This window comes from Rhizobium sp. EC-SD404, assembly GCF_902498825.1.
Taxonomy (GTDB): domain Bacteria; phylum Pseudomonadota; class Alphaproteobacteria; order Rhizobiales; family Rhizobiaceae; genus Georhizobium.
Genome location: NZ_LR701459.1, coordinates 3407696 through 3434453, shown reverse-complemented (window position 1 = coordinate 3434453; position 26758 = coordinate 3407696). Strand labels below are relative to the sequence as shown.

29 protein-coding genes are annotated in these 26758 nt (G+C 62.4%); 17 read left to right on the top strand and 12 right to left on the bottom strand.

Features of this window, described 5'->3' with window-relative positions; genetic code table 11:
* Positions 1-37: 37 nt before the first annotated feature.
* The 4 genes from acuI to GC125_RS17395 form a co-directional block, all read right to left on the bottom strand.
* Complete coding sequence (acuI, locus tag GC125_RS17410; RefSeq protein WP_151986809.1) at positions 38-1036, bottom strand: acrylyl-CoA reductase (NADPH); 999 nt, start codon at positions 1034-1036, stop codon at positions 38-40.
* Between the two features lie 63 nt (positions 1037-1099).
* Positions 1100-1609 (bottom strand): signal peptidase II, encoded by a 510-nt coding sequence (gene lspA, locus GC125_RS17405; RefSeq protein ID WP_502706071.1) that lies wholly within the window; start codon positions 1607-1609, stop codon positions 1100-1102.
* Between the two features lie 5 nt (positions 1610-1614).
* Entirely contained in the window at positions 1615-2451 is an 837-nt protein-coding gene (locus tag GC125_RS17400; RefSeq protein WP_151986807.1) for a TrmH family RNA methyltransferase, read from the bottom strand.
* Positions 2448-3455, bottom strand: a complete 1008-nt coding sequence (locus GC125_RS17395; RefSeq protein WP_151986806.1) for a class I SAM-dependent methyltransferase — start codon at positions 3453-3455, stop codon at positions 2448-2450. Before GC125_RS17395 ends, GC125_RS17400 begins: the two co-directional genes overlap by 4 nt.
* A gap of 128 nt (positions 3456-3583) precedes the next feature.
* On the opposite strand from GC125_RS17395, the gene GC125_RS17390 reads away from it, so the two are divergent.
* Complete coding sequence (locus GC125_RS17390; RefSeq protein ID WP_151986805.1) at positions 3584-4051, top strand: SRPBCC family protein; 468 nt, start codon at positions 3584-3586, stop codon at positions 4049-4051.
* A 97-nt stretch (positions 4052-4148) separates the two neighbouring features.
* Here GC125_RS17390 and lhpI read toward each other — a convergent pair whose 3' ends face one another.
* The 4 genes from lhpI to sppA form a co-directional block, all read right to left on the bottom strand.
* Complete coding sequence (lhpI, locus tag GC125_RS17385; protein WP_151986804.1) at positions 4149-5120, bottom strand: bifunctional Delta(1)-pyrroline-2-carboxylate/Delta(1)-piperideine-2-carboxylate reductase; 972 nt, start codon at positions 5118-5120, stop codon at positions 4149-4151.
* 45 nt (positions 5121-5165) lie between these two features.
* On the bottom strand, positions 5166-5546 hold the full coding sequence (locus GC125_RS17380) for a DUF1049 domain-containing protein (RefSeq protein WP_286165557.1): 381 nt from the start codon (positions 5544-5546) through the stop codon (positions 5166-5168).
* Between the two features lie 70 nt (positions 5547-5616).
* A complete protein-coding gene (locus tag GC125_RS17375; protein WP_151986803.1) occupies positions 5617-5907 on the bottom strand; it encodes an integration host factor subunit beta in 291 nt (96 codons plus the stop codon).
* Positions 5904-6890, bottom strand: coding sequence for a signal peptide peptidase SppA (gene sppA / locus GC125_RS17370; protein WP_151986802.1), 987 nt, complete (start codon positions 6888-6890; stop codon positions 5904-5906). The genes GC125_RS17375 and sppA overlap by 4 nt, the downstream gene beginning before the upstream one ends.
* Before the next feature lie 175 nt (positions 6891-7065).
* Between sppA and GC125_RS17365 the strand changes: the two genes are divergently transcribed.
* From GC125_RS17365 to ptsN, 6 genes are all read left to right on the top strand, one after another.
* Positions 7066-7749 (top strand): LPS export ABC transporter periplasmic protein LptC, encoded by a 684-nt coding sequence (locus tag GC125_RS17365; RefSeq protein ID WP_151986801.1) that lies wholly within the window; start codon positions 7066-7068, stop codon positions 7747-7749.
* Positions 7750-7885: 136 nt separating this feature from the next.
* Complete coding sequence (locus GC125_RS17360) at positions 7886-8320, top strand: LptA/OstA family protein (protein WP_286165556.1); 435 nt, start codon at positions 7886-7888, stop codon at positions 8318-8320.
* A 21-nt stretch (positions 8321-8341) separates the two neighbouring features.
* Positions 8342-9136 (top strand): LPS export ABC transporter ATP-binding protein, encoded by a 795-nt coding sequence (gene lptB / locus GC125_RS17355; RefSeq protein WP_286165555.1) that lies wholly within the window; start codon positions 8342-8344, stop codon positions 9134-9136.
* Positions 9137-9261: 125 nt separating this feature from the next.
* Entirely contained in the window at positions 9262-10839 is a 1578-nt protein-coding gene (gene rpoN / locus GC125_RS17350; protein ID WP_151986798.1) for an RNA polymerase factor sigma-54, read from the top strand.
* A gap of 258 nt (positions 10840-11097) precedes the next feature.
* Complete coding sequence (hpf, locus tag GC125_RS17345; protein ID WP_151986797.1) at positions 11098-11673, top strand: ribosome hibernation-promoting factor, HPF/YfiA family; 576 nt, start codon at positions 11098-11100, stop codon at positions 11671-11673.
* A gap of 75 nt (positions 11674-11748) precedes the next feature.
* The gene (ptsN, locus tag GC125_RS17340; protein ID WP_151986796.1) at positions 11749-12213 is read left to right on the top strand and encodes a PTS IIA-like nitrogen regulatory protein PtsN; all 465 of its coding nucleotides are present in this window, start codon (positions 11749-11751) and stop codon (positions 12211-12213) included.
* Between the two features lie 54 nt (positions 12214-12267).
* On the opposite strand, the gene GC125_RS17335 is transcribed toward ptsN, so the two are convergent.
* Positions 12268-12555, bottom strand: coding sequence for a BQ00720 family protein (locus GC125_RS17335; RefSeq protein WP_151986795.1), 288 nt, complete (start codon positions 12553-12555; stop codon positions 12268-12270).
* Positions 12556-12609: 54 nt separating this feature from the next.
* The gene (locus tag GC125_RS17330) at positions 12610-13035 is read right to left on the bottom strand and encodes an Hsp20 family protein (protein WP_151986794.1); all 426 of its coding nucleotides are present in this window, start codon (positions 13033-13035) and stop codon (positions 12610-12612) included.
* Between the two features lie 166 nt (positions 13036-13201).
* Here GC125_RS17330 and GC125_RS17325 point away from each other — a divergent pair, with 166 nt between their 5' ends.
* The 8 genes from GC125_RS17325 to olsB all read left to right on the top strand — a co-directional run bounded on the left by GC125_RS17325 (position 13202) and on the right by olsB (position 24082).
* Positions 13202-14152 carry a nucleoside hydrolase gene (locus GC125_RS17325; RefSeq protein ID WP_151986793.1) on the top strand — a complete coding sequence of 317 codons (951 nt, stop codon included), beginning with the start codon at positions 13202-13204 and terminating at the stop codon, positions 14150-14152.
* A 71-nt stretch (positions 14153-14223) separates the two neighbouring features.
* Positions 14224-17067: a [protein-PII] uridylyltransferase gene (locus GC125_RS17320; protein ID WP_151986792.1), complete on the top strand. Its 2844-nt coding sequence runs from the start codon at positions 14224-14226 to the stop codon at positions 17065-17067.
* A 6-nt stretch (positions 17068-17073) separates the two neighbouring features.
* Positions 17074-18642 (top strand): murein biosynthesis integral membrane protein MurJ, encoded by a 1569-nt coding sequence (murJ, locus tag GC125_RS17315; RefSeq protein ID WP_151986791.1) that lies wholly within the window; start codon positions 17074-17076, stop codon positions 18640-18642.
* Between the two features lie 116 nt (positions 18643-18758).
* Positions 18759-19820, top strand: a complete 1062-nt coding sequence (trpS, locus tag GC125_RS17310) for a tryptophan--tRNA ligase (RefSeq protein WP_151986790.1) — start codon at positions 18759-18761, stop codon at positions 19818-19820.
* Between the two features lie 66 nt (positions 19821-19886).
* The gene (locus tag GC125_RS17305) at positions 19887-20381 is read left to right on the top strand and encodes a universal stress protein (protein ID WP_151986789.1); all 495 of its coding nucleotides are present in this window, start codon (positions 19887-19889) and stop codon (positions 20379-20381) included.
* Positions 20382-20593: 212 nt separating this feature from the next.
* A complete protein-coding gene (locus GC125_RS17300) occupies positions 20594-21163 on the top strand; it encodes a NifU family protein (RefSeq protein ID WP_151986788.1) in 570 nt (189 codons plus the stop codon).
* Between the two features lie 116 nt (positions 21164-21279).
* Entirely contained in the window at positions 21280-23106 is a 1827-nt protein-coding gene (locus GC125_RS17295; protein ID WP_199864627.1) for an ATP-binding protein, read from the top strand.
* Between the two features lie 148 nt (positions 23107-23254).
* Positions 23255-24082, top strand: coding sequence for a l-ornithine N(alpha)-acyltransferase (gene olsB, locus GC125_RS17290; RefSeq protein ID WP_286165679.1), 828 nt, complete (start codon positions 23255-23257; stop codon positions 24080-24082).
* A 14-nt stretch (positions 24083-24096) separates the two neighbouring features.
* Here the strand turns inward: olsB and GC125_RS17285 are convergent, their stop codons facing one another.
* The gene (locus GC125_RS17285) at positions 24097-24591 is read right to left on the bottom strand and encodes a DUF2244 domain-containing protein (protein ID WP_151986785.1); all 495 of its coding nucleotides are present in this window, start codon (positions 24589-24591) and stop codon (positions 24097-24099) included.
* Between GC125_RS17285 and nth the strand changes: the two genes are divergently transcribed.
* Positions 24590-25384, top strand: coding sequence for an endonuclease III (gene nth, locus GC125_RS17280; RefSeq protein WP_502706070.1), 795 nt, complete (start codon positions 24590-24592; stop codon positions 25382-25384). The two genes, GC125_RS17285 and nth, sit on opposite strands and share 2 nt — an antisense overlap.
* Positions 25385-25393: 9 nt before the next feature.
* Here nth and GC125_RS17275 read toward each other — a convergent pair whose 3' ends face one another.
* Positions 25394-26128, bottom strand: coding sequence for a sulfate transporter family protein (locus GC125_RS17275; RefSeq protein ID WP_151986783.1), 735 nt, complete (start codon positions 26126-26128; stop codon positions 25394-25396).
* Between the two features lie 137 nt (positions 26129-26265).
* On the opposite strand from GC125_RS17275, the gene arsC reads away from it, so the two are divergent.
* Positions 26266-26670 carry an arsenate reductase (glutaredoxin) gene (arsC, locus tag GC125_RS17270; RefSeq protein ID WP_151986782.1) on the top strand — a complete coding sequence of 135 codons (405 nt, stop codon included), beginning with the start codon at positions 26266-26268 and terminating at the stop codon, positions 26668-26670.
* The last annotated feature ends 88 nt before the right edge of the window (positions 26671-26758 follow it).

Genomic DNA, 26758 nt, shown 5'->3' with positions numbered 1-26758 from the left:
CGGTCGGGTAAACGACGAGCTGCACAGCGCTTGCGTCTTAGGTGATGGTCATGTCGACGACGACTCGGCCGCGGATCTTGCCGTCGAGAATGTCGGTTGCGGCGCCGATGATATCCTCAAAGCCGATCGTCTTCGAAATCGCCTTTAGTTTCTCCATGTCGAGATCCTTGGCGATGCGACGCCATGCCTCGATGCGCACCGCCTTCGGCGCCATCACCGAATCGATCCCGCAAAGCGTGACGCCGCGCAGGATGAAGGGGGCGACCGTGGTCGGCAGGTCCATGCCCTGGGCAAGTCCGCAAGCCGCGACCACGCCGCCATAGCGGGTCTGCGCCAGCAGATTGGCCAGCGTATGGCTGCCAACGGCGTCGATACCGCCGGCGAAACGCTCCTTGCCGAGCGGCTTGCCGGGTTCGGAGAGCTCCGCCCGGTCGATCACCTCGGTTGCGCCGAGCGATCTCAGGAAGTCGGCTTCGCCCAGGCGACCGGTCGAGGCGATCACCTCGTAGCCGAGCTTGGAGAGGAGCGCGATCGCGACCGTGCCGACTCCGCCATTCGCACCGGTCACAGCGATCGGCCCGGATGCCGGCGTGATCCCGTGGCGCTCGAGCGCCATGACGGAGAGCATCGCCGTGTAACCTGCAGTGCCGACAGCCATCGTGTCGTGGGTACTCATGCCCTCCGGCAGCGGGATCAGCCAGTCGCTGCTGAGCTGCATGTAGCGGGCATAAGCCCCAAGATGGGTTTCGCCGACGCCGAAGCCGTTGAGCAGGACCTTGTCGCCTGCCTTGAATTCGGATCCAGTAGAGGAAACGACCGTGCCGGCGGCATCGATGCCGGGAACCATGGGCCAGCGGCGCACGACCGGGCCTTTGCCGGTGATGGCAAGCCCATCCTTGTAGTTGACGGTGGTCGCCTCGACCTCGACGACGACGTCGCCTTCCATCAGATCGGCATTGGTGAGTTCGGTGATCGCCACCGACTGCTTCTTGTTCTCATCGCGCGAGACGACGATGGCCTTGAACGGCTCCTGCATGCGCTTCCTCCTTCGCTTGCGATCGTCTGCCAGAGATAGGCGCGTCTTGCCCGATGCGAAACCTTATTCGGCTTGATCTTTCGGAGTGGTCCGGCCCTGCCGCCATGCAAGAACCTCGTCGAGCACGATCGAAACCGCGCCGACGGTGATGAAACTGTCGGCCAGGTTGAAGACGGCAAACGACCAGGTCTCGGTATAGACGAGGATATAATCGACCACGTGACCGTAGGCCGCCCGGTCGATGAGATTGCCGATCGCGCCGCCGACGATCAGCGCATAGCCGAGATGGGCGAAGAAGCGGTCGGGCGCGGTCGACCGCCAAAGATAGACGACGAAGCAGACGATCAGGGTCGTCACGGCAACCAGCGTCCATTCCGATTGACCGGCGAGGAAGGAGAACGCGATGCCTTCGTTGTAGGTGCGGAAGAGCGCCAGCATCGGCAACAGTTCGATCGGCTGCTGCAGCGGCAGCGCCGCTTCGACCCACAGCTTGATCGCCTGGTCGGCGGCAATCAGCAGCGCCAGAAGGCCAAGCGCCGGCAAGGGCCGGGAAAGGGCGGTTGGCTTGGCCATCGGGGTCATGTCTCCAGGGAAAGAAGATGCCGGCGCGCCTCGAAGAGCATGAGCCCGGTCGCAACGGCAAGATTGAGAGAATCGGCACGGCCCTGCTGGGGGATACGCGCGAGCGCCGAGCAAGCCGACGACAGTTCCGGCGGCAGGCCCTGCTGCTCGTTGCCCATCAAGAGGATGGTCGGTGCCTTCTTGAAGTCGATGGTCCGGTAGTCCACCGCGCCTTCGAGATGTGTGCCGACGAGCGGCGCCTTGAGCTTTCCGCACCAGGCGAGGAAATCAGGAACCGAGGCTCGAAACAGCGGCACGGCGAAGATGGAGCCCATGGTGGCCCGCACCGTCTCCAGCGCGAAGGGATCGGTGGTTTCGCCGACCAGAACGATGCCGGACGCGCCCGCCGCATCGGCGGTGCGGATGATCGTGCCGAGATTGCCGGGATCGCGAACACGGTCGAGCGCAAGCCAGGTCTCACCCTTGCCCGGCGTCTGCCGGTCGAGCTTGCCATAGCGCTGCTCGAACACGCCGACGACCATCTGCGGATTGTCGCGCCGCGTGATCGTCGACAGCACCTTCTCGCTGACTTCGAGCACCAGCGCACCGGCGTTCAGCGCCTTCAGCGCCGTTGGCTCCACATGCGGGCGCCCCTTGGCGTTCTTGGCGTAGATCAGCGTCGAGATCGTCCAGCCGAGATCGAGAGCATCGATGACGAGCTTCAAGCCCTCGGCCAGAAACTGCCCGCTTTCCTCGCGGTTCTTCTTCTGGGTAAGCCCGCGAATGTCCTTGATCAGCGGATTGGTAAGGCTCGTGACTTCCTTCACCTGGCCGATGCGGCGGCGTTCGTTCATTGCGGCAGCCACCGTGAAAAGAGGGAGGTCGAAAGCGCGCGGCCCGCTTCGCTTTCGCGCAGGATCAGCTCGCCCGATTCCACCGTGCCGCCGGCGCCGCGCATCGTCTCGCGCATCAGCTCATGGATCGAATAGAACGACGCGCGGATGGAATAGGCCGTCAGCACGAGGCCTTCCGGCCGCTCGCTCAAGAGCTCGCGGCAAATGTCGAGCATCAGCGCGAGATGGTCGAAAAGCTGCCAGATCTCGCCATTTGGCCCGCGGCCGAATTTCGGCGGGTCGGTCAGGATGATGTCGTAGCGGTTGCCGCGCCGCTCCTCGCGGGCGATGAATTTCATCGCGTCGTCGCAGATCCAGCGAATTGGCTTGTCGTCGAGCCGGGCGAGCGCCTGGTTTTCGCGGCCCCAGCCAATCGCTTTCTTGGAGGCATCCACATGGGTGACCTCCGCGCCATTGGCCGCCGCAATCAGCGAGGCAACACCCGTATACCCGAAGAGGTTGAGCACCTTGAGCGGCCGATCGGCAGACGCGATGCGCTCGGCCATCCACGACCAGTGCGCCATCTGTTCGGGGAAGACGCCGACATGGCGAAACGCAGTGAAGCGGCCATGAAAATCGACGTCCAGCAGCTTCATCGGCCAGGTTTCGCCGAGTGGCGTCTTCGGGAAGCGCCAGCGCCCCATGCCGTCTTCTTCGGTGTCGCCGGTGAAGACGGCGTCGACCTGATCCCAGTCTTTTGCCGGCAGGCTGCGCTGCCAGAGCGCCTGCGCTTCCGGCCGGACGATCCGGTAGGGGCCGTACTGCTCCAGCTTCTCGCCCATGCCGCTGTCGACGAGCCGGTAACCGTCGGATCCTTCGCTTTCCAGAATGACAGGCACACGCTCGGCCGGACGCGCGCCGCGACGTTGCGTCAGCGGACGTTCCGCAAGCGGCGGTTTCTGCGCGTCTTCGGCAGGCGCATTGCTTCGACTGCGGCGTGTCTTTGCACTCAAGGGCGGATCCATGGGCGAGCGGGCCGCAAAATGGCCGGGCTCATACTTTAAGGCATTCTCTTGCGCTCCCTCTTGGCAAAGCGCCCGGCGAATTGCAAGAAAGGCCCGGAAATCGAAGTGAAAGCGCGGAGGACGGCTTCATGGAAATGAACGGCAGCGAACGCATCCAGGCACCGCGTCAGAAGGTGTGGGAGGCCCTGAACGACCCGGAAATCCTGCGTCAGTGCATTCCGGGGTGCCAGTCACTCGAAATGACCGGCGACAACGCCATGGCCGCCACGGTCAAGCTGAAGATCGGCATCGTGACCGCGACCTTCAACGGAAACGTGACGCTCGAAAACATCGACCCGCCGAAGGGCTACACGATCTCGGGCGAAGGCAAGGGCGGCGTCGCCGGATTCGCCAAGGGCGGTGCCGACGTGTCGCTCGAGGAGGACGGGACCGAGACGGTGCTGAACTACGACTGCAAGGCCCAGGTCGGTGGCAAGATCGCCCAGATGGGCTCTCGCCTGATCGACAGCACCGCCAAGAAGCTGGCCGGCCAGTTCTTCGCCAAGTTCAACGAAGTGGTCAGCGGCGCCAACGCCAACGCCAATGCCCAGGCCTGAGGCGTGCCATCGTCGTGGTCGGGCTCGCCCCGACCATCTGCGGTCGCGGGCGAATGCGTTCGCGGTACTTCGGCAAAAACAGGAGTGATGGCGCGCCTCACGTGTCGCGTGTAATCGTCTCGTAGACCAGAATGCCGGCAGCGAAATCTTCGAGCGCGCAGCCGGTCGATTTGAAGAGCGTGATTTCATCGTCGGAGGTGCGCCCGGGATGGGCGCCGCTTGCGAGCATGGCGAGATCGGCCTTCACGTCGTCGCGCGAAACGAGGCCTGCTTCGATTGGCTGGACGAGATCGCCGCCCTCCTTGAGCGCGCCGTCGAACGTATCGACGAAAATTGTCGCCCGACGAACCGTTTCGTCATCGCTCTCCCGAAGCTTCGGCGTGAACGCACCGACGAGATCGACATGCGCGCCCGGCTTCAGCCATCGACCTTCGATTAAGGGCGTCTCCGAGATCGTCGCGGCGGAGATGATATCCGCATCGCGGATCGCTTCCTCCCGGTCTTCCACGACACGAACCTCGAAGGGATCGTCGCGCAGCGCCTCGGCGACCGCATCGGCGTTTTCGCGGCTGCGGTTCCACAGGGTGACGTGCGAGATCGGCCGCATCGCGGCATGGGCGCGGATGAGATGGGGAGCGAGGCGGCCGGCGCCGAGCATCGCCATGCGGCTTGCGTTCTTGCGGGCGAGATAGCGGCCGGCGAGCGCCGATGCGGTTGCGGTGCGCCAGACCGTCAGCGCCTGCCCGTCGATTAGCGCGAGCGGTTCGCCGGTCTGCCCGTCGGAGAGAATGTAGACGCCCATGACGGCGGGTTTGGCGAGCGCGTTGTTGTCCGGGCTTACGGTGACGAGCTTCACGCCGATATAGCCGTCGGCTGACGTGCCCCGCGCGTTGAAATCGCTCCAGGCCGGCATCAGGAGCAGCGTCGTGTCCGCGCCGTCGGGTCGTTCGATCGTGTGGTGGTGGCGCGTCGGCGCCTGAACGCCCTCCGCAAAGGTCTTGGCAAGCGCACCGGCAAGGGCATTGTAGCTGAGCGCACGGTCGACTTCGCTGGCAGAGATCACGCGCATGAAGAACGCACTTCCAAAATCAGGGGCAGAATGGCGGGCAGAAGATCACGTCCGGGCAGGCAAGGTCGATCCGGACCCGCTTGTCAAAGAATTCGATGAGGACCCGCCCGTCTGGCGGGCGAGATCGTTGGCACGTTCGCGCTGCCGATCCGCCTCATTATGCCACTTTGCAGCTTCGTAGCGCTGCTTGCGGGCGCGGTTGCGGTAGTGGCCTTGCGTGAACCACGTGGCCAGGCCGCCGATCAGGATGCCGAGCATCAGCGCCACGAAGAGAAAGACGAAGAACGGGCCGCTGATCGACAGAACGCTGTCATCGGGCGCAAATGGGTTCAGCGCCAGCGTCACGGCCCCACGGTTCGCGATCGACAAAGCGATCAGGATCACGGCGATGGGCAACAGAATGAGGATGTTGACGAGTTTTCTCACGCGAAAGCGCCTCTTGGTAATGACTGGTGAGCCGAGCAAGCCTCTTGATCAGCGGCTTGGATGAACCCTTTCAGTCGATCTGATCGGGGTTCAAGCGCTCACGCAGTTCCTTGCCGGTCTTGAAGAAGGGGACCCACTTCTCTTCGACGAAAACGGTTTCACCCGTACGCGGGTTCCGGCCGGAGCGCGACGGTCTGTTCTTTACCGAAAACGCGCCAAAACCGCGCAGTTCGACGCGATTTCCATCGGCCAGAGCATTGGTGATCTCGTCCAGGATCGCATTGACGATGTTTTCAACGTCGCGGTGGAAGAGGTGCGGATTACGAGACGCAATGATCTGCACCAGCTCCGACTTTATCACGGTGTATTCCCCCAGTCGTCTCGTGCTTGTTGCCCGCCAAACTGCCAAACCGAGGTCAGACCGTCAAGAAACAACTTCTGATCGGTAAATGCTGACACAACCTGGCTTCCAAGCGCGGAATTGCCGAACAATCCACCGATGAGGCCGGCCGCTGCCTGGCCGAAGAAAAAGCCGCCCGATCCTTCGGGCTCCCAGTCGACGATGTCGAGATCGGTGTCGACGTCGCGCGTGCCGAGATAGGCGCGAACCTCTGCCTCTGCGCCGATCGCGTCGACGAGGCCGTTCTGAAGCGCCTGGCGCCCCGTGAAGATCGACCCGTCGGCGATGGCGAGCGTTTCGGGTCGCGTCATGTCGCGCCGTTCGGCGACCAGATCCACGAACCAGTCATAGGAGTCGGCGACGAGCCGGCCGATCATTTCCTCGGCCTCCGGGTTGGCCGGCGAAAAGGGCGAAGGCTCTGCCTTGAGAGGCGACGACTTCACGGCGTCCACGCTGATGCCGATATTGTCGAGGAGCTCGGAGACATTGCCATACTGGAAGATCACGCCGATCGAGCCAACGATGGAGGCCTCGCCAGCGACGATGTGGTCCGTGGCGCTCGCGATCATGTAGCCGGCAGAAGCGGCAAGCCCGCGCACTTCGGCAACCACGGGTTTGACGGCTGCGATTTCACGCACCGCATTATAAAGAACCTCACCGCCATAGGTGGTCCCGCCGGGAGACTCGATGCCGATGATAACGGCCCGAACGTTTGGATCGTCGCGTACGTCCTCGAGCCGGTCCAGAAGGTCTTCATTCGCGGTGATCACGCCCGAAACCATCACACGTGCGATATGCGACTGCGCCTTCTCGCCGCGTTCGGCAAACCCACCGGCGTAGGTGAGGCCAAAGACGAGCAGCACGACGGCCAGCAGTCCGACAACGCGCCAAAAAGTCAGTTTGCGCCTGAGCCGCCGACGATCGGCGATGCCAGATTGGTCCAAGATAACAATCCTTTCACGTGATCACGTGGCCGGTTTCCATACCAGAGCCGCAACCGCCGCGCCATGACGGCGAGGGAAATATCGCTCAAGCGCCGCCATCGACTGGTCGGTCAACGGCAAAATAACCATATTGGCGCACAAGGTCGGACTTTGACGGATGACAAGAGCGGCGAAAATGGCAGCAATGGGTGATGCGATGGCAGACGGGAGCGGCGCGGAAGTGAGCCGTGCTGCGCGCGAATACCGCAAGGGTCAGCGCCATTCCGCCTGGGTCAAGCGACTGAAAATAGTGCTACCCGTCGTCTCGATCGGCCTGGCGATCGCGTTCGTCGTCGCCTCGATCGCTTTTCGTGTCGCGCCCGCCGACATCGTTTTCGACCGCATGACGATGGAGAATGGTGTCATCGTCATGGAAAATCCGGCGCTCTCCGGTCAGAACGACGGTCAGCGAACCTTCAGCATGAATGCCGCGCGCGCCACGCAGAATGTCGCCACGCCGGACGTCATAACTTTGAGCGAGATCAACGCGGAACTGCCGGTCGGCGATGATGATGAGATCGCCAGCGTCGAGGCCGAACGCGGGGTCTACGATCGCCTGCTCCAAACGCTGGTGCTCGATGCACCCTTCACCGTGCGTGCGACAGGGGGACTTGAAGTCGATCTTCAATCCGCCAGGTTCGACATGGGTGTCGGTGCCATGGAAACCAACGACGGCGTTGTCATCCGTAATGGCAAGACGTCTCTTGTTGCGCAGTCGGTTCGGATCAGGGATAACGGCGCGATCATAGTTTTCGAGCGTGACGTGCGGATGATTATCGATCCGTCGACGCTAAGCAGCCGCGAAGAAAGCGCCGACTGATATGTCCCCCATGAATTTTTATACTTCGTTGCTCGCTCGTCCTACCCGTTATGCAGGCTTTGTCCTTGTGGCGCTGGCCTGTTCGGCGCCATCTCTTCAAGCGCAAACCGTCGAGCGGCAAAGCTCCAGATTCGCTTTGTCAGAGGACCAGCCGATCCAGATCGAAAGCGATGAGCTTCAGGTCAGCGAAAGCGACGGCCGCGCCGATTTCACGGGCAATGTGAATGTCGTGCAGGGCGAAATGGTGCTGAAATCGGGCGCCATGACCGTGTTCTACAGCGGCGACAGCGGTTCGGTCTCGACTGGAACGGCGGCGATCGACCGGATCGAGTTGCGCAACGACGTGCTTCTCCAGTCCGGCGAGCAGACGGCGACGGCCGATGCCGGAACCTATGACATGTCGAACGAAATCCTGACATTATCCGGCGACAGGGTCGTCCTGTCGGAAGGCGACAATGTCCTCGTCGGCTGCAAGCTGACGGTCGAGGTCGCCAACGGCAATGCACGCCTCGAAAGCTGCGGGAACCGGGTGCAGATCCAGTTGAACCCAGCCTCGCGGCCCTCAGAATAACGGCCTCAAGGACCGATCCACTTGCTCAATTCTCTCTTCGACCGGGGAGCGCCGCCTGCGCGCGATAGCAATGCGCCATCCGAAGCGCGCTACCAGGGCACGTTGATCGCGCGGGGGCTGACCAAGAGCTACAAGTCGCGCGCCGTCGTCAACGGCGTGTCCCTGGGTGTGCGTCGCGGCGAGGCCGTTGGCCTGCTCGGGCCGAACGGTGCCGGCAAGACGACGTGTTTTTATATGATTACGGGCCTCGTTCCGGTCGACAAGGGCACGATCGAGATCGATGGTTTCGACGTGACGCAGATGCCGATGTATCGCCGTGCTCGCCTTGGCGTCGGTTACCTTCCGCAGGAGGCGTCGATCTTTCGCGGCTTGAGCGTCGAGGAAAACGTGCGCGCCGTGCTGGAGGTGGTGGAGCCCGACCGGAAGAAGCGGTCGGAGAAACTCGCCTCGCTGCTGGAAGAATTCCATATCGACCATCTTGCCAAGTCGCCGTCCATCGCGCTTTCCGGCGGCGAGCGGCGTCGCCTCGAAATTGCCCGCGCACTCGCCTCCGACCCGACCTTCATGCTGCTCGACGAACCCTTTGCCGGCGTCGATCCGATCGCGGTGGCTGACATTCAGAATCTCGTCCGCCACCTGACAAAGCGCGGCATCGGCGTCTTGATCACCGACCACAATGTGCGCGAGACCCTCGGCCTCATCGACCGTGCCTACATCATCCACCAGGGCGCCGTACTGACGCATGGCCGGCCGGATGAAATCGTCGCGAACCCCGATGTTCGCCGCCTGTACCTGGGCGAACAGTTTACGCTTTAAGCACAATGTCGCAGAAATCTGCTTTTGCTTGACCCGGATCGGGAAAAAGGCAATTTTTGGGCCACATTGAATTTGCCGTGCGGAAACGCGCACGGAGCGTAGCGTTTCGGGAGTTCGTTTCAGTCATGGCACTGTCGGCAAGCCTGCAACTGCGCCAGAGCCAATCCTTGGTGATGACCCCTCAGCTCATTCAGTCGATCCGGCTGTTGCAGCTGACGCATATCGAGCTCAACCGTTTCATAGAGCAGGAAGTCGAAAAGAACCCGCTGCTGGAGCTGGCGGGCGACGACGGCGACCTGCCCGCCAACGATTTCGGCCGATCGAACGAGCGCCGGTCGGACGAGGGCGACAGCCGCGATGGCGCGGGCAGTGACAGCGGCCTCGCCGATGGCGATGCAGATTGGGCAAAAGACGGCCTGACGCCGGACGGCGAGTTCGTGTCCGAGCGCCTGGACGCGAATTACGACAACATCTTCCCAGACGACGGCGAGCCGCAGAAAGCCGCGTCCCCCGAGTTTCTCGACAGCTGGAAGTCGATGCCGGGCGCGAACGGGTCCGGTGCCGGCGACGTCCATGATCTCGACGAGTTCGTGGCGGCGGCAACGACGCTGCGCGATCATGTCGAGGCGGAAATCGCGCTGTCCATCGCCGATCCCGTCCATCGCGTCATCGCCGCCGAGATCGCCGACCATCTCGACGATGCGGGCTATGTTGATTTCGATGCGGGCACGATGGCGGAACGACTTGACGTTTCGGAAGACGTGATCGCTGCCGTCCTCGATCGGTTGCAGCGCATGGATCCGCCCGGGCTTTTCGCCCGTTCGCTGAAAGAATGCCTCGCGCTTCAGCTCAAAGCGCGCGATAGACACGATCCGGCCATGGCATGCCTGCTGGAAAACCTCGAATTGCTGGCGCGACGGGATTTCGCAGCGCTGCGCAAGCTTTGCGGTGTCGACGACGAGGATATTCTCGACATGCTCGGCGAGATCCGCGCGCTCGATCCCAAGCCGGGCCTGGCGTTTCAGAAGGGCAGCGTCGAAACGATCGTGCCCGATGTCATGGTCCGGCAGGCTGCGGAGGGCGGCTGGCACGTGGAACTGAGCCCCGATGCGCTTCCGCGCGTTCTCGTCAACCAGACCTATTACGCCCATGTAAGCCGCATCGCTGGCAAAAAGCCGGAAGATCAGGCCTTCCTCGCCGAATGCCTGCAAAGCGCGAATTGGCTGACGCGCAGCCTGGATCAGCGCGCCCGAACGATCATGAAGGTGGCGAGCGAGATCGTCCGCCAGCAGGACGCATTCCTTCTGCACGGCGTAAGCCATCTGCGGCCGCTCAATCTGCGCGCGGTCGCCGACGCGATCGGCATGCATGAATCGACCGTCAGTCGCGTCACCTCGAACAAATACATGATGACGCCCCGCGGCGTGTTCGAGCTGAAATACTTCTTCACAGTCTCGATCGCATCCTCCGAAGGGGGCGATGCCCATTCGGCCGAGGCGGTACGCCAGACGATTCGAAAAATGATCGGAGCGGAAGAGGCAGATGCGGTTCTTTCCGATGACGACATCGTCAAAGTGCTGAAGAATCGGGGCATCGATCTCGCCCGCAGGACCGTCGCGAAGTATCGGGAATCGATGAATATTCCCTCGTCGGTCCAACGCCGGAGGGAAAAGAAGGCGCTCATGGCGAGCATCGCTTCCTAACGGTTCAACCGCTTCGAGCGTCATTCGGCCTTGCTTGACAGGGCATTCTGCGACGCGTACACGCCCGGCCATTCGTGGAACCGGCCGTGCGCAAGGCGTGCGGCTGCGATCCGAAAAACGACAACCGCCGATGGCCGGAAGAAATACGCGAGCCGCGTGCCGCGAAGGACCGGACCGATTGAGAGGTCTGCGCTTGGATGGCGCACGACCTTGGCATAAGCTGACACCCGCAAGTCACAGAATAAGAAAGGGCTCTCCATGAGCGTGCGCGTGTCTGGAAAACATATGGAAATCGGCGAAGCATTCCGCACAAGGATCGAGGACAAGATCCAGGATGCAGTCAGCAAGTATTTCGACGGAGGATATTCCAGCCAGGTGACCGTCGAGAAATCCGGGTCGCGCTTCACCGCCGACTGCAAGATTCATCTCGATACGGGCGTGGTAATGCAGGCGACGGGGGAAGGTCAGGAACCGCATTTCGCGTTTGATGGCGCTTCGGAGCGCTTGGAAAAGCGGCTTCGCCGTTACAAGCGCCGTCTCAAGGATCATCACGCAGGCAACGGCCAGAGCAAGATGATGGAGCTGCCCTACACCGTGATGGACAGCGGCAACGATGACGATGACGAAATTCCTGAGGATTATGCCCCGGTCATTGTCGCCGAGAGCTCAAAAGTGGTAAGAACCATGTCGGTCGCAAGCGCAGTCATGGCGCTGGACATGACAGATGAACCGGTTCTGATTTTTCGCAATGCCGGCAACGATGCCCTCAACGTGGTTTACCGCCGGACAGATGGCAACATTGGCTGGGTCGACGCAGCCAACAATAAATCCTGACGAATTGATGCGTTTCGTCCGCCCCGTTGCGGGGCGGACGTTCGATGTCGCCGGGATGATACGCGAGGAATAGGAATGGCTTTGGCTGATCTGCTTGCCCCGGACGCGGTGATACCCGCGCTCAAGGCAAACTCGAAGAAACAGCTCCTCCAGGAGCTGGCTTCGAAAGCCGCCCAAATTACCGGATTGACCGAACGGGAAATCTTCGAGGTCATCCTTCAGCGCGAAAGGCTCGGCTCAACCGGCGTGGGGAACGGCATCGCCATACCCCATGGCAAGTTGACGACGTTGACCGGGATCGTGGGCGTCTTTGCGCGTCTCGATCAGCCGATCGATTTCGAAGCGCTCGACGATCAGCCGGTCGATCTCGTTTTCCTGCTGCTAGCTCCGGAAGGGGCGGGTGCGGATCACTTGAAGGCACTGTCGCGCATCGCGCGCGTTCTGCGTGATTCCGATACGGTCGCAAAGCTGAGAGCCAGTGACCAGGCGTCGGCCATTTACACATTCCTGACCCAGGACGAGGCGTCCAACGCGGCCTGACGTCGAAAGGCCGACGCAGAATACGTCGACCTTTCGCTGCAGAGAACCCGTGCGTCAGTGGACGCTAACGGTGCTCAGATCGTTCTCGGCTGCCTTGAAGAAGGCGCTGGACCTGCTGTCGCTCAGAAGGATCGGCGTACCGTCGGCCCCGAACAGGCCCCAAAGGTCGAGCCCGGGCTCAAGGTCGGGCGCTTGGGGGAATTTCTTGGACACGTCTTCCGACCGCATCTTCCGGATGTAGCCGACCTCGCCATTGCCGAGATCGGCAAGCTCGTTCGCGGTGATCTTCGCTGCCAGCTCGGCGCCGGCGGCATCTCGCGATGTCAATTCCTTGAAAGCCATGGCATTTCTCCAAACGGGCCGCTCGATCGAAGATCGACTCGCGCCCTGCATATTTCAGTCTCGAACCGAAATATTAATTTTCTTCACCAGTCGCTGCGGTTCCGGACGGGCAAGATCAATGGAAAGAAGCCCATTGTTCAACTCCGCAGAGAGAACTTCGATCCCATCCGCCAACACAAAAACGCGTTGGAACTGTCGCGCGGCGATGCCGCGATGCAGATAGTCGCGCTCTTCGGTATCGACCTGACGGCCGCGGATGATCAGTTGGTTCTCTTCGGTGGTCACATCCAGCTGGTCGTCGCTGAAACCTGCGACGGCCACCGTGATGCGCAACCGGTCTCCGATGCCGTCACGCGGGGCGATCCGCTCAATATTGTAGGGCGGATAGCCATCACTCGCCTTGGCAAGACGCTCCAGCGTCTTTTCCATCGTATCGAAGCCGAGCAGCAGCGGGCTCGAAAAGGGAGTTATGCGCGACATCGTCTGCCAGTCCTTGCACGAAGCGACCATTCAGGCGGAGACCCTAAAGGCGGCATCTCCGTTGCTCTCAATATGGGTGGGGGATTGCTGCACTGCAAGCGTCTTGCGGCGAGCCGTCGGCGAGGATAGGCGTTGCCGGAAAGAAGCGATCTGGACCTGAAACGACATGCAAAGTGGCACGACGCGCAAGATCATCATCGACACCGACCCGGGGCAGGACGACGCGGCGGCGATCCTGCTGGCGCTGGCAAGCCCAGAATTGGACATTCTCGGCATCACGACCGTTGCCGGCAACGTTCCACTCGACTGGACGACCCGCAACGCGCTGATCATCTGTGAACTGGCAGGGCGTGACGACATCCCCGTTTATGCGGGTGCCCATGGACCACTGACGCGGCCGCTGGTGACCGCGGAACACGTCCACGGCAAGACGGGACTCGACGGTCCGCTACTCGATGAGCCCGTCCTGAAGCTTCAGGACGAAGGCGCGGTCGATTTCATCATCCGCACGCTGCGCGCCGAGGAGGCCGGCACGGTCACGCTCTGTGCGCTGGGGCCGCTCACCAATCTGGCGCTGGCGCTTCAAAAGGCACCGGAGATCGCCGGCCGCATTGCCGAGATCGTCCTGATGGGCGGCGGTTTCTTCGAAGGCGGCAACATCACGCCCGCCGCCGAATTCAACATCTATGTCGACCCCGAAGCGGCGGACGTGGTCTTTCGTGCCGGCGTGCCGATCGTGATGATGCCGCTCGACGTCACGCACAAGGTTCTCACCACCCGTGCCCGCACGGAGGCCATCGCCGCGCTCCCTTCGAAGGCTACGCAGGCTCTCGCGGAGATGCTGGTGTTCTTCGAGCGTTTCGACGAGCAGAAATACGGCTCCGATGGCGCGCCGCTGCATGATCCTTGCGTGATCGCTTATCTGCTGCGGCCCGACCTCTTTTCCGGCCGCGTCTGCAATGTCGAGATCGAGACTGCGTCTGAGCTGACGCGCGGCATGACGGTCGTCGATTGGTGGCACGTCACCGACCGGCTGCCGAACGCCACAGTGATGCGTGACGTCGATGCCGCGGGCTTCTTCGATCTTTTGACGGATCGCCTTGCGACCTATTCCTGACAGGCCGCAATGGCGCCCGAGCATCGAGATAGGCTATAGCGCTTCTGGGAAACTGGGGCCGGCATGATTCCATGACGCAGCACGACATGAAGTTCACGCAAATCGTCGACGCCCCTGCGCTGGCCCGGGCCGTTTCGGCCATTGCTGCCGAGCATGGTGGCGCGACGCCGGCGGCACGTGCGGCTCTTCTGGCCGAGATGCGTCGTGTGAGCAGCGAAGGCCGCGAAAAGGCGCGCTCGCTCCTGGAAAACGATGGCTCCGGCCTGCTCTGTGCAGCGCGGATATCGCATCTCCAGGACACGATCATCACCGCGCTCTTTGATTATGCGACGACGCATGCCTATCCGACGCCGAGTTCGGGTGCGGGCGCCGGCGATGGGATGACGGTGGCAGCCGTCGGCGGGTATGGCCGCGGCACTCTGGCGCCGGGCTCCGACATCGACCTGCTCTTCATTCTCGCCGACCGCCGCTCGGGGCGGGAGGAGGACGTCGCCCAGTTCGTGCTCTACGTGCTTTGGGACATGGGCTTCAAGGTCGGCCACGCTACGCGCACGATCGACGAATGCATTCGCCTGTCGCGCAGCGACATCACCATCCGCACCGCGATCCTCGAAGCGCGCCGCATCTGTGGGGCCGCCGCGCTGTTCGATGCACTGACCGAGCGTTTCGACACGCAGGTGGTGCGATCGACCGCACCGGAATTCATCGAAGCGAAGCTCGCCGAACGCGACCAGCGCCACCGCAAGTCGGGCGACACGCGTTACCTTGTCGAGCCGAACGTCAAGGAAGGCAAGGGCGGCCTGCGAGACCTCAACACGCTGTTCTGGATCGCCAAATACTTCTACCGCATCGATGACGAGGCGGAGCTCGTGAAGCTCGGCGTCCTGTCCAAGGGCGAGTTCAAGGTCTTCAAGAAGGCAGAGGATTTTCTCTGGGCGGTGCGCTGCCAGATGCATTTCCTCACAGGCAAGGCGGAAGAGCGGCTCGCCTTCGACATCCAGCGCGAGATCGCCGAGGCACTCGGTTACCACGATCATCCGGGCCTCTCCGCCGTCGAACGTTTCATGAAGCACTATTTCCTCGTGGCGAAGGATGTGGGCGACCTGACGCGCATCCTCTGCGCAGAACTCGAGGACCAGCAGGCGAAAGAAGCGCCGGGCATCACGGCGATGATCTCGCGCTTCACCGCACGCACGCGCAAGATTGCCGGCACGCTGGATTTCCTGGAAGATCGGGGCCGCATCACCATTGCCGACAAGGATGTGTTCAAGCGCGATCCGGTGAACCTGATCCGCCTCTTTCATCTGGCCGATATCAACGGGCTCGAATTCCATCCCGATGCGTTGAAGCGGGTCACGCGGTCGCTGCGGCTCGTGAAGAACGAGCTTCGCGAAGACGCGGAGGCCAACCGGCTGTTCCTGTCGATCCTCACCTCGCGCCGTGATCCCGCGCTGATCCTCAGGCGCATGAACGAAGCAGGTCTTCTGGGTAGGTTCATCCCGGAATTCGGCAAGATCGTCGCGATGATGCAGTTCAACATGTATCATCATTACACGGTCGACGAGCACCTGATCCGCACCGTCGGCGTGTTGTCCGATATCGATAATGGCCGCGACAACGATGCCCATCCCCTGGCATCGAGCCTGATGCCGAATATCGAGGAGCGGCAGGCGCTCTACGTCGCCATATTTCTGCACGATGTCGCCAAGGGTCGCCCGGAGGATCATTCCATCGCCGGCGCCCGCGTTGCGCGCAAGCTTTGTCCGCGGCTCGGTCTCTCGCCGAAGCAGACCGAGCTGGTGGCATGGCTGATCGAGGTCCATCTCAAGATGTCGATGATCGCGCAGGCGCGCGACCTGAACGACCGCAAGACCATCGAGGATTTCGCGCAGATCGTGCAGTCGCTCGATCGGCTCAAGCTGCTTCTGATCCTGACCGTCTGCGATATCCGCGCGGTCGGCCCCGGCGTCTGGAACGGCTGGAAAGGCCAGCTCCTGCGCACGCTCTATTACGAAACCGAGCTGATGCTGTCCGGCGGCTTTTCGGAGGTCTCGCGCCGGGAGCGCGCTCTGTTTGCGTCGGAGCAATTGGCCAAGGCGCTCGCCTCCTGGGAAGAGGCGGACCGCCAACGCTATCTCGGCCTGCATTATGAGCCCTATCTTCTTTCGACCGAACTCGACGACCAGATCCGGCATGCCGACTTCGTACGCGAGGCCGATCGCGAAGGCCGCGTGCTCGCGACCATGGTGCGAACGCATTCCTTCCACGCGATCACCGAAATCACCGTCTTGTCGCCCGACCATCCCCGCCTGTTGACGCTGGTCGCCGGTGCCTGTGCCGCTGCGGGGGCCAACATCGCCGACGCGCAGATCTTCACGACATCCGACGGCCGCGCACTCGACACGATCCTGATCAACCGCGAGTTTAAGGACGATGCCGACGAAATCCGCCGGGCGACCAGCATCGGCCGCCTGATCGAGGACATGCTGTCCGGCAAGAAGCGTCTTCCCGATGTGATCGCGCCGAAATCGAAGCAGCCGCGCAAATCGCACGCCTTCCGGGTAGCGCCGGCGGTGACGATATCGAATTCGCTGTCGAACAAATTTACCGTCATCGAAGTGGAAGGGCTGGATCGGACGGGACTTCTCGCCGGCATAACCGCGGTCTTGTCCGACCTGTCGCTCGACATCGCGTCCGCCCATGTCTCGACCTTCGGCGAAAAAGTCATCGACAATTTTTACGTCACCGACCTCGTCGGCCACAAGATCGTCTCCGAAACGCGACAAGCCAACATTATCGCGCGGCTGAAGGCGGTGATGGCGAATGTCGAAGACGAAGCACGCGAGCGTATGCCGAACGGAATGGTCGCACCGCCATCGACACGCCGCACGCCGGCGCGCCGCTTGAAAGCCTGAACCGCCATGGGTCTGATTGCCAAATTTGCCACCGTCGGCGGAGCGACCATGGGCAGCCGCGTCATGGGGTTCGTGCGCGAGGCCTTGATCGCCAGCACGCTCGGCGCCGGCCCTGTCGCCGATGCATTCTATGCGGCGTTCCGCTTCCCGAATCTGTTTCGTCGCCTGTTTGCCGAGGGCGCCTTCAACTCGGCTTTCGTCCCGCTCTTCGCAAAGCAGCTTGAAGGCGGGGGGCGTGCCGCGGCGAGGGATTTCGCCGAGCAGGTCTTCTCGGTCCTGATCTTCATCCTGCTCGCGCTCTCTGCGCTTGCGATGATCTTCATGCCGTTTCTGGTCGGCACGATCGTCGCTCCGCGCTTTGCCGACACGCCGGATAAGTTCGATCTGACGGTGACGATGACGCGGATCATGTTCCCGTATCTCGCCGCCATGTCGCTGGTGGCGATGTTCTCGGGAATATTGAACGCGTTTCGCCGATATTTCCTGGCAGCCTTCGTCCCGATCCTGCTGAATTTCGTGATGGTCGGAGCGATCCTCATCGCCATGGCGCTTGGCCAGGACGAAGAGGGACTTGGGCTCGCGCTTTCCTGGGGCGTCGTCGTCGCCGGGTTCGTACAACTGGGCGCCATCGTCTGGGGCGTGCGCCGCGAACACTTCAAGATCGGCCTTCGTGTTCCGCGCCCGACACCGGCGGTCAAGCGCCTGCTGTGGCTGGCCCTGCCGGCCGCCATTACCGGCGGCATCACGCAGATCAATCTCCTCATCGGCCAGATCATCGCTTCCGGCCAGGATGGCGCCATCGCGGTGATGAATTACGCGGACCGCATTCTCCAGCTGCCCTTGTCGACGATCGGCGTTGCCATCGGCGTCGTCCTATTGCCGGAACTGGCCCGTTCGCTGAAGGCCGGTGATATTGGCGATGCCGCGGTGCTGCAAAATCGCAGCCTCGAATTCGGGCTGGCTTTGACTGTGCCCGCGACGGTTGGACTGCTGATCTTGCCCGCGCCGATTGTCGCGTTGCTCTTCGAACGTGGCGCGTTCACGCGGGAAACGACCGATATCACCGCCGCCGTCCTTGCCGCTTTCGCGCTCGGCTTGCCGGCCTTTGTGCTGATCAAGATTTTTCAGCCGGGCTTCTATGCGCGCGAAGACATGCGTACCCCCATGTGGATGGCTGGCGTCGGCGTCGTCGTCAACGTTGCGGCGAGCCTCATCCTGTTCCCGATTTATGGCGTCGTCGGCATCGGCATCGCGACAGCACTGTTCGGCTGGGCAAATGCCGGCCTGCTCGCCTTTGTTCTGTGGAACCGCAACCTCTTCAGGCCATCGAGCGTGACACTGCGGCGGATCGCTCTGATCATCGCCGGTAGCGCCCTCATGGGCGGGGTACTCTGGTTGGCGCTCGTCTATCTGGAACCGTATCTGATGGATGCGCAGCTGCTGGTCAGGGCAATCGCCGTTTTCGGTACGATCGGTGTCGCAGCGCTCGTCTATTTCGGATTTACGCTCGCCACCGGCGCGATCGAGGGCCGTCATCTCATGCGGCTCCTCAAGCGGAACAAGGCAACGGCTTGATCCGCAAGGCTGGCTCTTGCGGAAGAGCCGGTGTCCATGCATAACCCGCCGCGATTTCAATAGGCCCGATCGGGCCGGTAAAAAGGAGCGGGCCCTCCACAAGCCCGGCAGTGCGCATGGCAGAATTCAAGGAGCGGGTGTTCTCGGGCGTTCAGCCCACCGGCAACCTCCATCTCGGCAACTATCTCGGCGCCATCAAGCGCTTCGTCGCGCTGCAGGACAGCTACGACTGCATCTATTGCGTCGTCGACCTGCATGCGATTACGGCACAGCTTGTCCATGAGGACCTGAAAGGCCAGACGCGCTCCATCACCGCGGCATTTCTCGCAGCCGGCATCGATCCAGAGCGCCACATCGTCTTCAACCAGTCCGCCGTATCGGGCCATGCCGAGCTTGCCTGGATCTTCAATTGCGTTGCGCGCATCGGCTGGATGAACCGCATGACGCAGTTCAAGGACAAGGCCGGCAAGGACCGCGAAAGCGCTTCGCTCGGCCTGCTTGCCTATCCGTCGCTGATGGCGGCCGACATCCTGCTCTATCGCGCGACCCATGTGCCGGTCGGCGATGACCAGAAGCAGCATCTCGAATTGACCCGCGATATCGCGATGAAGTTCAACATCGATTTCTCCGGCAAGATCGCGTCGAGCGGCCGCGCGGTCGAAACCATTGTGGGAGAAGAGCGCATCGACGCCTATTTCCCGCTGACCGAGCCGTTGATCGAGGGCCCGGCACCGCGCGTGATGTCTCTGCGCGATGGCACCAAGAAGATGTCGAAATCGGATCCGTCCGACCTGTCGCGCATCAACCTGACGGACGATGCAGACACGATCCTGAAGAAGATCCGCAAGGCCAAGACCGATCCCGACGCGTTGCCATCCGAAGTCGAAGGGCTCGCCGGCCGCCCGGAGGCGGAGAATCTGGTCACGCTCTACGCGGCCTTGGCTGAAACGAGCCGGGCAGCGGTGATCGCCGAATTCAGTGGCCGCCAGTTCTCCGAATTCAAGCCGGCGCTCGCCGATCTTGCCGTCGAGAAGCTCGCGACGATGAACGGTGAAATGCGACGTCTGATGGACGATCCCGGCCATATCGATGCGGTTCTGGCGAAGGGTGCCGCGAAGGCCAGGGTCATCGCCGAAGAGACGATGGCAGACGTCAAGGACATCATCGGCTTCCTCTGAGCGGCGAAAAGCAACCGCTCAGAATGCCTCTTGCCGGGCCATGGGCGCGGTGGCAATGTCCGCGCCATGGTATCAAGACGACTATCGCGCGAAGAAGGCCACCGCCGCAAATTCATGGCGGTGCTGGATGACACCCCCGAATGCGAACGTGCCGTGCGCTACGCGGCCATGCGCGCCAAGAACTCCGGCGGCGGCCTCGTGTTGCTGTTCGTTGTGGAGCCTTCCGATTTCCAGCACTGGCTGGGTGTCGAGGAGATCATGCGCGCAGAGGCGTTCGAAGAGGCCGAGAGCCTTCTCGCCAAGTCTGCCGGCCGCGTGCGCGAAACGATCGGCATCGATGCCGAAACCGTGGTGCGCGAGGGGTCGACGCGCGACGAGATCAATGCGCTGATCGAGGAAGACAAGGACATCGCGATCCTCGTGCTCGCGGCGGGATCGGCAAAGGATGGCCCCGGTCCGCTCGTGTCGGCGATCGGCGGACGTGGTGCGGGCGCCTTCCCGGTGCCGGTGACGGTTATCCCGAGCGACCTGTCAGACGACGACATCGATGCGCTGAGCTGAGCCGACGCGCATCAAACTTTCCAAATCCAGTCAACTATCGCAAAGCGATCGCTTGATCGCGGGCGCGGAAAGCCATATCTTCTTTGGAAAGATTCCAAACTAGAAGCGTTTCCAGGTGAAGTGGATACCGGTTCATCGTTCGGAAACGCGACACATTAGAGGCGCGCATCGCGCTCCAATCGGTTAAGCCCGGTTTGCAGGGAGTAATGAACATGTTCATCCAGACCGAAGCCACCCCAAATCCCGCCACACTCAAGTTTCTGCCGGGCAAGGTCGTGATGCAGCAGGGCACTGCGGATTTCCGCGATGCCGCTTCTGCCGCTGAAACCTCCCCGCTTGCTGGCAAGCTTTTCGCCATCGCCGGCGTCGAAGGCGTCTTCTTCGGCTATGACTTCGTCACCATCACCAAGACCGACGGTCTCGACTGGCAGCATCTCAAGCCCGCCGTCCTTGGTATGATCATGGAACACTTCATGGCCGGCCAGCCGGTCATGGCGGCTGCCAACACCGGCGGCAACGCCATGGACGACGGCGAGTTCTTCGACGACGAGGACGAAACGATCGTCGCGACGATCAAGGAACTTCTGGAAACGCGCGTCCGTCCGGCAGTCGCACAGGATGGCGGCGACATCACGTTCCGTGGCTTCAAGGAAGGCACGGTCTTCCTGAACATGAAGGGCGCTTGCGCCGGATGCCCGTCGTCCACGGCGACCCTGAAGCACGGCATCCAGAACCTTCTGAAGCACTTCATTCCCGAAGTTCGGGAAGTCGAGGCGGTCTGAGGGCTTCACCCTCTCGATCTCCCTAAAATCTTACTGAAGGTTTCAAATCTTCCCTAGGGCGAGGCTGGTAGTCTCGCTCCATGGCCTTTGTCCCTGACAGCGAACGTTCACGGGTCTTGAAACCCTTCCAGCCCGACCATCAGGCCTCCGGCGGGTGGTGGAACAACGTTCGTCGGCGGCTGGCCGACCAGCCCCAGGCCGGGATCGTGCTCGCCGGTCTCCTCGTTGCAACCATCGTGTCCTTCATCGCGCCGTCCAGCATGCCTTTCCTTATGGTGGGGCTGACAGGCGCAGCCGCGATCGCATTCGTCTCCGGTCACACGGCACGAACTGTCGCCCCCGATCAGAAAGCCGTGGCGCTGCCGGCCGAACTCGTCGAAGCCCGCCGCAAGGCGGAAGATGCAAGCCGTGCCAAATCGCGCTTCCTGGCCATGGTGAGCCACGAAGTGCGCACGCCGCTGAACGGCATCCTCGGAATGACCCATCTGCTGGAGCGCACGCAGCTTTCCGCCGAACAGGAAAGCTATGTCGAAGCCGTGCGCCGCTCCGCAACTGCGCTGTTCGATCTCGTCGCGGACCTGCTGGACTTCTCTGCCATCGAGGCGGGCAAGTTCGAACCAAGGCGCGAGACCGGCGATCTGCATCATCTGATCGAAGATGCGATCGAACTGATGGCGCCGCGCGCCCACGAAAAGGGCATCGACGTCGCCGCAGCGATCGCAGCAGGCACGCCGACCATGGTCGCCACCGACCACAACCGACTCCGGCAGGTGGTCTTCAATCTCCTCGGCAACGCCATCAAGTTCACCGACTCAGGCGGCGTCATGCTCGAGGTCGCGCGGGTCGACGACAACCTGGTGCTGACTTTTGCGGATACCGGGCCGGGGCTGGCGCGTGGTGACCAGCAGCGCATCTTCGAGGAATTCGAACAGGCAAACGGCGGCAAGACGCGCACCCATGGCGGTGTCGGCCTCGGACTGTCCATCTCCAACCGCATCGTCAAGGCGCTCGGCGGGACGATCACTGTCGAGAGCCTGACCGGGCACGGCAGCAGGTTCATCGTGACCCTGCCGCTCGCCGAGGCGCTGTCGCCCTCGGGGATCGATCACTTTGCCAAGCAGCCGGCGCTTGCCGGAAACCGCGTCCTGCTGCTCGTGCCGCGCGGCCAGACGGCGGATGCGCTCGTCAAGCGCATCGCCGCCGAAGGTGGGCGCAGCTGGCACGTGGCCACGCCGAGTGGGGATCTCGCTGCCTTCTGCGCAGATGAAGAGATCACCGACGTCATCGTCGATGCCCGTATCGTCGACCGCGCCCGTGGATCGATCGCCGGCCTGCCGCTTTTCGAGAATGGCGGTCCGCGGCGCACGCTTCTCGTCCGCCCCATCGAGCGTGAAGCGCTGCAGCGCTTGACCGAGCGCGGTTTCGACAGCTGGTTGATCTCGCCGATCCGCCTCAAGAGCCTCGTTTCGGTTCTTCGAGGCGAATTCCGTGCCTTGCCCGACACCGTGCCACATCCCGATGGCGATCGTCTCATCGTGTTGGACGGGATGACGCGCTCGCTGAACATCCTCGTCGCCGAGGACAATCCAGTGAACGCGCTGCTCATCACCAACGTTCTGCGCAAGGAGGGCCATTCCGTGGTCCTCGTCGAGAATGGCCAGCAACTGATCGACAGGACCTTCGATCCGATTACCGGCGCATGCGCCCACGATCTTCTCATCACCGATCTCGCCATGCCGGTGATGGATGGCGCGACCGCGATCGGCGCAATCCGCGCGACCCAGCGGGCTCGGCGCCTGCCGCATATCCCGGTCGTGGTGCTGAGCGCCGACGGCCAGAACGAGACGCGCGAAGCGACCCTGCTGCTCGGCGCAGACCTTTATCTCGAGAAACCGATCGATCCGACGAGCCTTTTGCGCCTGATTTCGCGCATCGCGTCCTGAAGCCGCAGCTTACGGTTTCGTCTGCCCGTCGACCTTGTCACTGCTCTGTTGCACAGTCATGTTTAAAGGCGCTGCAGAAACGGTTGCCTTTTTTGGATGATTCCCCATGACGTTAGAGCTTCGACAGCTTGCCGCCAGCCAGAGCCGGATGATCCCGCCCCATGTCGTTGCCGACCGCGCCATCCTCGGCCGCATCGGTTCGCTGGTCACCCGCCTTGCCGCAGATCCCTCTGAAATCCGTGCCGCGCAACGCGTGCGCCACAACGTCTTCGTAGGAGAGTTCGGCGCCCGCATGACGCCCGCTTCCGCATCGACGGGCTACGATGTCGACAGTTTCGACACCTATTGCGATCACCTGCTGGTGCTGGACACCAGCCTTGGCGGCGACGCCGAGGACCAGATCGTCGGCACCTACCGGCTGCTGCGCCAAAGCGTGGCAAAGGCCCATCACGGCTTCTACTCCACCTCGGAATTCGGCGTTGCGGACATGATCGCGCGCCACCCGCAGAAGCGCTTTCTCGAGCTCGGCCGCTCCTGCGTCCTGCCGCCTTATCGCACCAAGCGCACCGTAGAGCTGCTGTGGCAGGGCATCTGGGCCTATGCGCTGGAGCATGGCATCGACGTGATGTTCGGCTGCGCATCCTTCGGAGGCTGCCGGCCGGAAGCCCATGCGCTTGCGCTGTCGTTCCTGCATCATTCGGCTGCCGCCCAAGGCGAATGGGCCGTGTCTGCCCTGCCGGAGCTGTACCGCAAGATCGATCTGATGCCCGTCGAGGCAATCCGCCCGCGCGAGGCGCTCGCAGCCCTGCCGCCGCTGGTGAAGGGATATCTGAGGCTTGGCGCCCGCTTCGGCGACGGCGCCGTCATCGATCGCGCCTTCGGCACGACGGACGTGATGGTGGTTTTGCCGCGCGCCGCGATCAGCCCGCGATACGTGAATTATTACCGAGCCGATGCCAGCCGCTTCTGCGGTTGATCAGGCAGGGTCGCTCAGCGCTTGACCGACGCAAGCGCGCCTGAAAAGGCGCGGGCGAAGCTTTCGCGATCGTCGGGGTTGAGGAACGATCCCACATCGGTGCGCCGGCCTTCACCTTCCACGGCCATGCCGGTTATGCCGATCTCCTCATGCCGCGCCACATGGAAGCGCGCCCAGAACGGGTTGAACCGGTGCTCCGCGCTGCGGCCCGAGGGCGCGATCTTGCGCACCGACAGCAATGTGCGCGACACGCTGACGATCTCGCGCGCACGTGCCGAACGGTAGTTCAGCCAGAACGCGCCGTAGAGCAGCGCGAGATCCAGCCCGAAGAACAGAAAGATCGGCCAGGCCCCGGCGATCAGGAACACGATCCCGTGGGCGATGAACAGCGCCGAGGTCAGCGTCATCAGCACGATGAAGCCGCCGCGTCCGAGCGACCGGTGCGGCGTCAGAAGGGCCTCGAAGACCGGTGTGTCTGGTGCGGCATCGGCCGCGTTGCCTTGGCTCATGAACGCAGATTATAGAGGCCGGATGCAAAAGCCCAAGACCCCCGCCGGACAAATAATCGCGAGCCGCACCCCCCGCAAACCGACGCGGCGCAGCCGCTATACCAAGGTAGAACTGGAGGAGATGTTCCGGCGCTTCCAGCTGCAGCGGCCCGAGCCGAAGGGCGAGCTGGAGCATGTGAACCCGTTCACGCTGGTCGTGGCCGTTGCGCTCTCCGCCCAAGCAACCGATGCCGGTGTCAACAAGGCGACGCGCGCGCTCTTCAAGGTGGCCGACACGCCGCAGAAGATGCTGGCGCTCGGGGAAGACAAGGTGCGCGACTACATCAAGACGATCGGCCTTTTCCGCAACAAGGCGAAGAACGTCATCGCGCTCAGCCAGAAGCTCGTCGACGGATTCGGCGGCGAGGTGCCGATGACGCGGGAAGAACTGGTGACGCTTCCGGGCGTCGGCCGGAAGACCGCGAATGTGGTGCTCTCAATGGCGTTCGGTCAGGCGACGATGGCGGTCGACACCCACATCTTCCGCATCGGGAACCGCATCGGCCTCGCGCCGGGCAAGACGCCCGACGAGGTGGAGGAGATCCTGATGCGGGTGATCCCGCAGCCCTATCTCTATCACGCGCACCACTGGCTGATCCTGCATGGACGCTATGTCTGCAAGGCGCGCAAGCCGGAGTGCGAGCGCTGCGTCATCGCCGATATCTGCAAGTCCAAGGAAAAGACCACGGACATTCCCGCCCCGATCGTCGAATTGACGCAAGACATCGACGCCCCGACGGCAGAAGCGATCTGATCCTGAGCGTCAGCGCGCAGCGGCGTGAGCGGTGAGCGCGTAGTCCGGATCCTTCGCCACGACGCGCTGGTGCAGGTGCACCATCAGCGCTGCCGCAAAGAGCGGCGTCAGCAGGTTGAGGATGGGGATCGCCAGAAATGCCGCGATGGCGATGCCCGCGAAGAACACCGTGGTGCCGTGGCGCGACCGCAGTTGCTTGGCGTCCGCCGGCGTGTGGTAGCGCATCGCAGCGAATTCGAAGAACTCACGGCTCAGCAGATAGGCGTTGACCACGAAGAACGCCATCAGATTGACGAGCGGGATGAAGAGCAGCGTCAGCGCCAGAAGGTTGCCGAGAATGACGATGCCGAGGAACTTGAGCGTGTGCGGAATGGACTGCCGCAGCGACAGCGCCTGACCAACCGGCCGATCTCCATAATGCCGCCGCTCGATTGCTTCCGCGACATCGTCGAGAAACAAGCCGGCGATCAGCACGGAAATCGGGGCGATCAAAAATGCGAGGCCAAGCGCCAGCGCGATCGAGGCGAGGATGCCGACGAAGAAACCGGCCGTGCTCGACCACTCCGGCATCTCCGGAAAGAACCCCTGCATCCATGGCAGAGCCCATTCTGAAAAGACGCCCGTAACGAGGAACCACAGCCCGACGAGCATCAGCAATGTCAGGCCGATCACCTTCCAGAATGCCGAACGGCTTTCCGGCGCGAGTAGGTCCGCGATTGCGAGACGGATGCTGCTGAAGATCATGGCCCGGGCCCTCTTTTGTCTCAGATGATGTAGGAGGGCAGATGCTGCGCTGCAATGTCGAGCCGCGACGGTGTTGCAGTTCCCGGCAACGGACGATATATCGATAAATCTAGAAATATGACTTTACGGAGTTCCGCGTGAGCGTGACGATCTACCATAATCCCGCCTGCGGCACCTCGCGCAATGCGCTCGCGATGATCAGGGCAAGCGGCGTCGAACCTCTGCTGATTGAGTATCTCAAGGACCCGCCGACGCGCGAAACGCTCAGGCAGATGATCGCCGATGCGGGGCTGACGGTCCGCGAAGCGCTGCGGCGCAAGGGTACGCCCTACGACGCGCTCGGTCTCGACGATGCGCGCCTGACGGAGGATGATCTTCTCGACCGCATGATGGAGCACCCGATTCTTATCAATCGACCGTTCGTGATCACCCCGCGGGGCACGCGTCTCTGCCGCCCCTCAGAACGGGTTCTAGATCTGCTTCCCGAAGGCGCGGTGATCGAGTTTACGAAGGAAGATGGCGAAGTAATCCGGCGGCCTTGAGCGTTTCCAGGTGAAGTGGATACCGGTTCACCGTTCGGAAACGCGCAATAGTCAGAACCCAGAACAATCGCGCGGTTCAGAGCGAAAT

What these genes read in the sequence shown, in the direction of transcription:
- GC125_RS17305 (WP_151986789.1), top strand. Translation starts at nt 19,887, where the DNA reads ATGGTATCAAGACGACTATCGCGCGAAGAAGGCCACCGCCGCAAATTC.
- GC125_RS17390 (WP_151986805.1), top strand. Translation starts at nt 3,584, where the DNA reads ATGGAAATGAACGGCAGCGAACGCATCCAGGCACCGCGTCAGAAGGTG.
- GC125_RS17330 (WP_151986794.1), bottom strand. Translation starts at nt 13,035, where the DNA reads ATGTCGCGCATAACTCCCTTTTCGAGCCCGCTGCTGCTCGGCTTCGAT.
- GC125_RS17400 (WP_151986807.1), bottom strand. Translation starts at nt 2,451, where the DNA reads ATGAACGAACGCCGCCGCATCGGCCAGGTGAAGGAAGTCACGAGCCTT.
- rpoN (WP_151986798.1), top strand. Translation starts at nt 9,262, where the DNA reads ATGGCACTGTCGGCAAGCCTGCAACTGCGCCAGAGCCAATCCTTGGTG.
- GC125_RS17335 (WP_151986795.1), bottom strand. Translation starts at nt 12,555, where the DNA reads ATGGCTTTCAAGGAATTGACATCGCGAGATGCCGCCGGCGCCGAGCTG.
- GC125_RS17285 (WP_151986785.1), bottom strand. Translation starts at nt 24,591, where the DNA reads ATGAGCCAAGGCAACGCGGCCGATGCCGCACCAGACACACCGGTCTTC.
- GC125_RS17275 (WP_151986783.1), bottom strand. Translation starts at nt 26,128, where the DNA reads ATGATCTTCAGCAGCATCCGTCTCGCAATCGCGGACCTACTCGCGCCG.
- GC125_RS17395 (WP_151986806.1), bottom strand. Translation starts at nt 3,455, where the DNA reads ATGGATCCGCCCTTGAGTGCAAAGACACGCCGCAGTCGAAGCAATGCG.
- murJ (WP_151986791.1), top strand. Translation starts at nt 17,074, where the DNA reads ATGGGTCTGATTGCCAAATTTGCCACCGTCGGCGGAGCGACCATGGGC.
- ptsN (WP_151986796.1), top strand. Translation starts at nt 11,749, where the DNA reads ATGGCTTTGGCTGATCTGCTTGCCCCGGACGCGGTGATACCCGCGCTC.
- GC125_RS17320 (WP_151986792.1), top strand. Translation starts at nt 14,224, where the DNA reads ATGACGCAGCACGACATGAAGTTCACGCAAATCGTCGACGCCCCTGCG.
- GC125_RS17325 (WP_151986793.1), top strand. Translation starts at nt 13,202, where the DNA reads ATGCAAAGTGGCACGACGCGCAAGATCATCATCGACACCGACCCGGGG.
- nth (WP_502706070.1), top strand. Translation starts at nt 24,590, where the DNA reads ATGAACGCAGATTATAGAGGCCGGATGCAAAAGCCCAAGACCCCCGCC.
- lhpI (WP_151986804.1), bottom strand. Translation starts at nt 5,120, where the DNA reads ATGCGCGTGATCTCTGCCAGCGAAGTCGACCGTGCGCTCAGCTACAAT.
- GC125_RS17300 (WP_151986788.1), top strand. Translation starts at nt 20,594, where the DNA reads ATGTTCATCCAGACCGAAGCCACCCCAAATCCCGCCACACTCAAGTTT.
- hpf (WP_151986797.1), top strand. Translation starts at nt 11,098, where the DNA reads ATGAGCGTGCGCGTGTCTGGAAAACATATGGAAATCGGCGAAGCATTC.
- GC125_RS17365 (WP_151986801.1), top strand. Translation starts at nt 7,066, where the DNA reads ATGGCAGCAATGGGTGATGCGATGGCAGACGGGAGCGGCGCGGAAGTG.
- acuI (WP_151986809.1), bottom strand. Translation starts at nt 1,036, where the DNA reads ATGCAGGAGCCGTTCAAGGCCATCGTCGTCTCGCGCGATGAGAACAAG.
- trpS (WP_151986790.1), top strand. Translation starts at nt 18,759, where the DNA reads ATGGCAGAATTCAAGGAGCGGGTGTTCTCGGGCGTTCAGCCCACCGGC.
- lspA (WP_502706071.1), bottom strand. Translation starts at nt 1,609, where the DNA reads ATGGCCAAGCCAACCGCCCTTTCCCGGCCCTTGCCGGCGCTTGGCCTT.
- olsB (WP_286165679.1), top strand. Translation starts at nt 23,255, where the DNA reads ATGATCCCGCCCCATGTCGTTGCCGACCGCGCCATCCTCGGCCGCATC.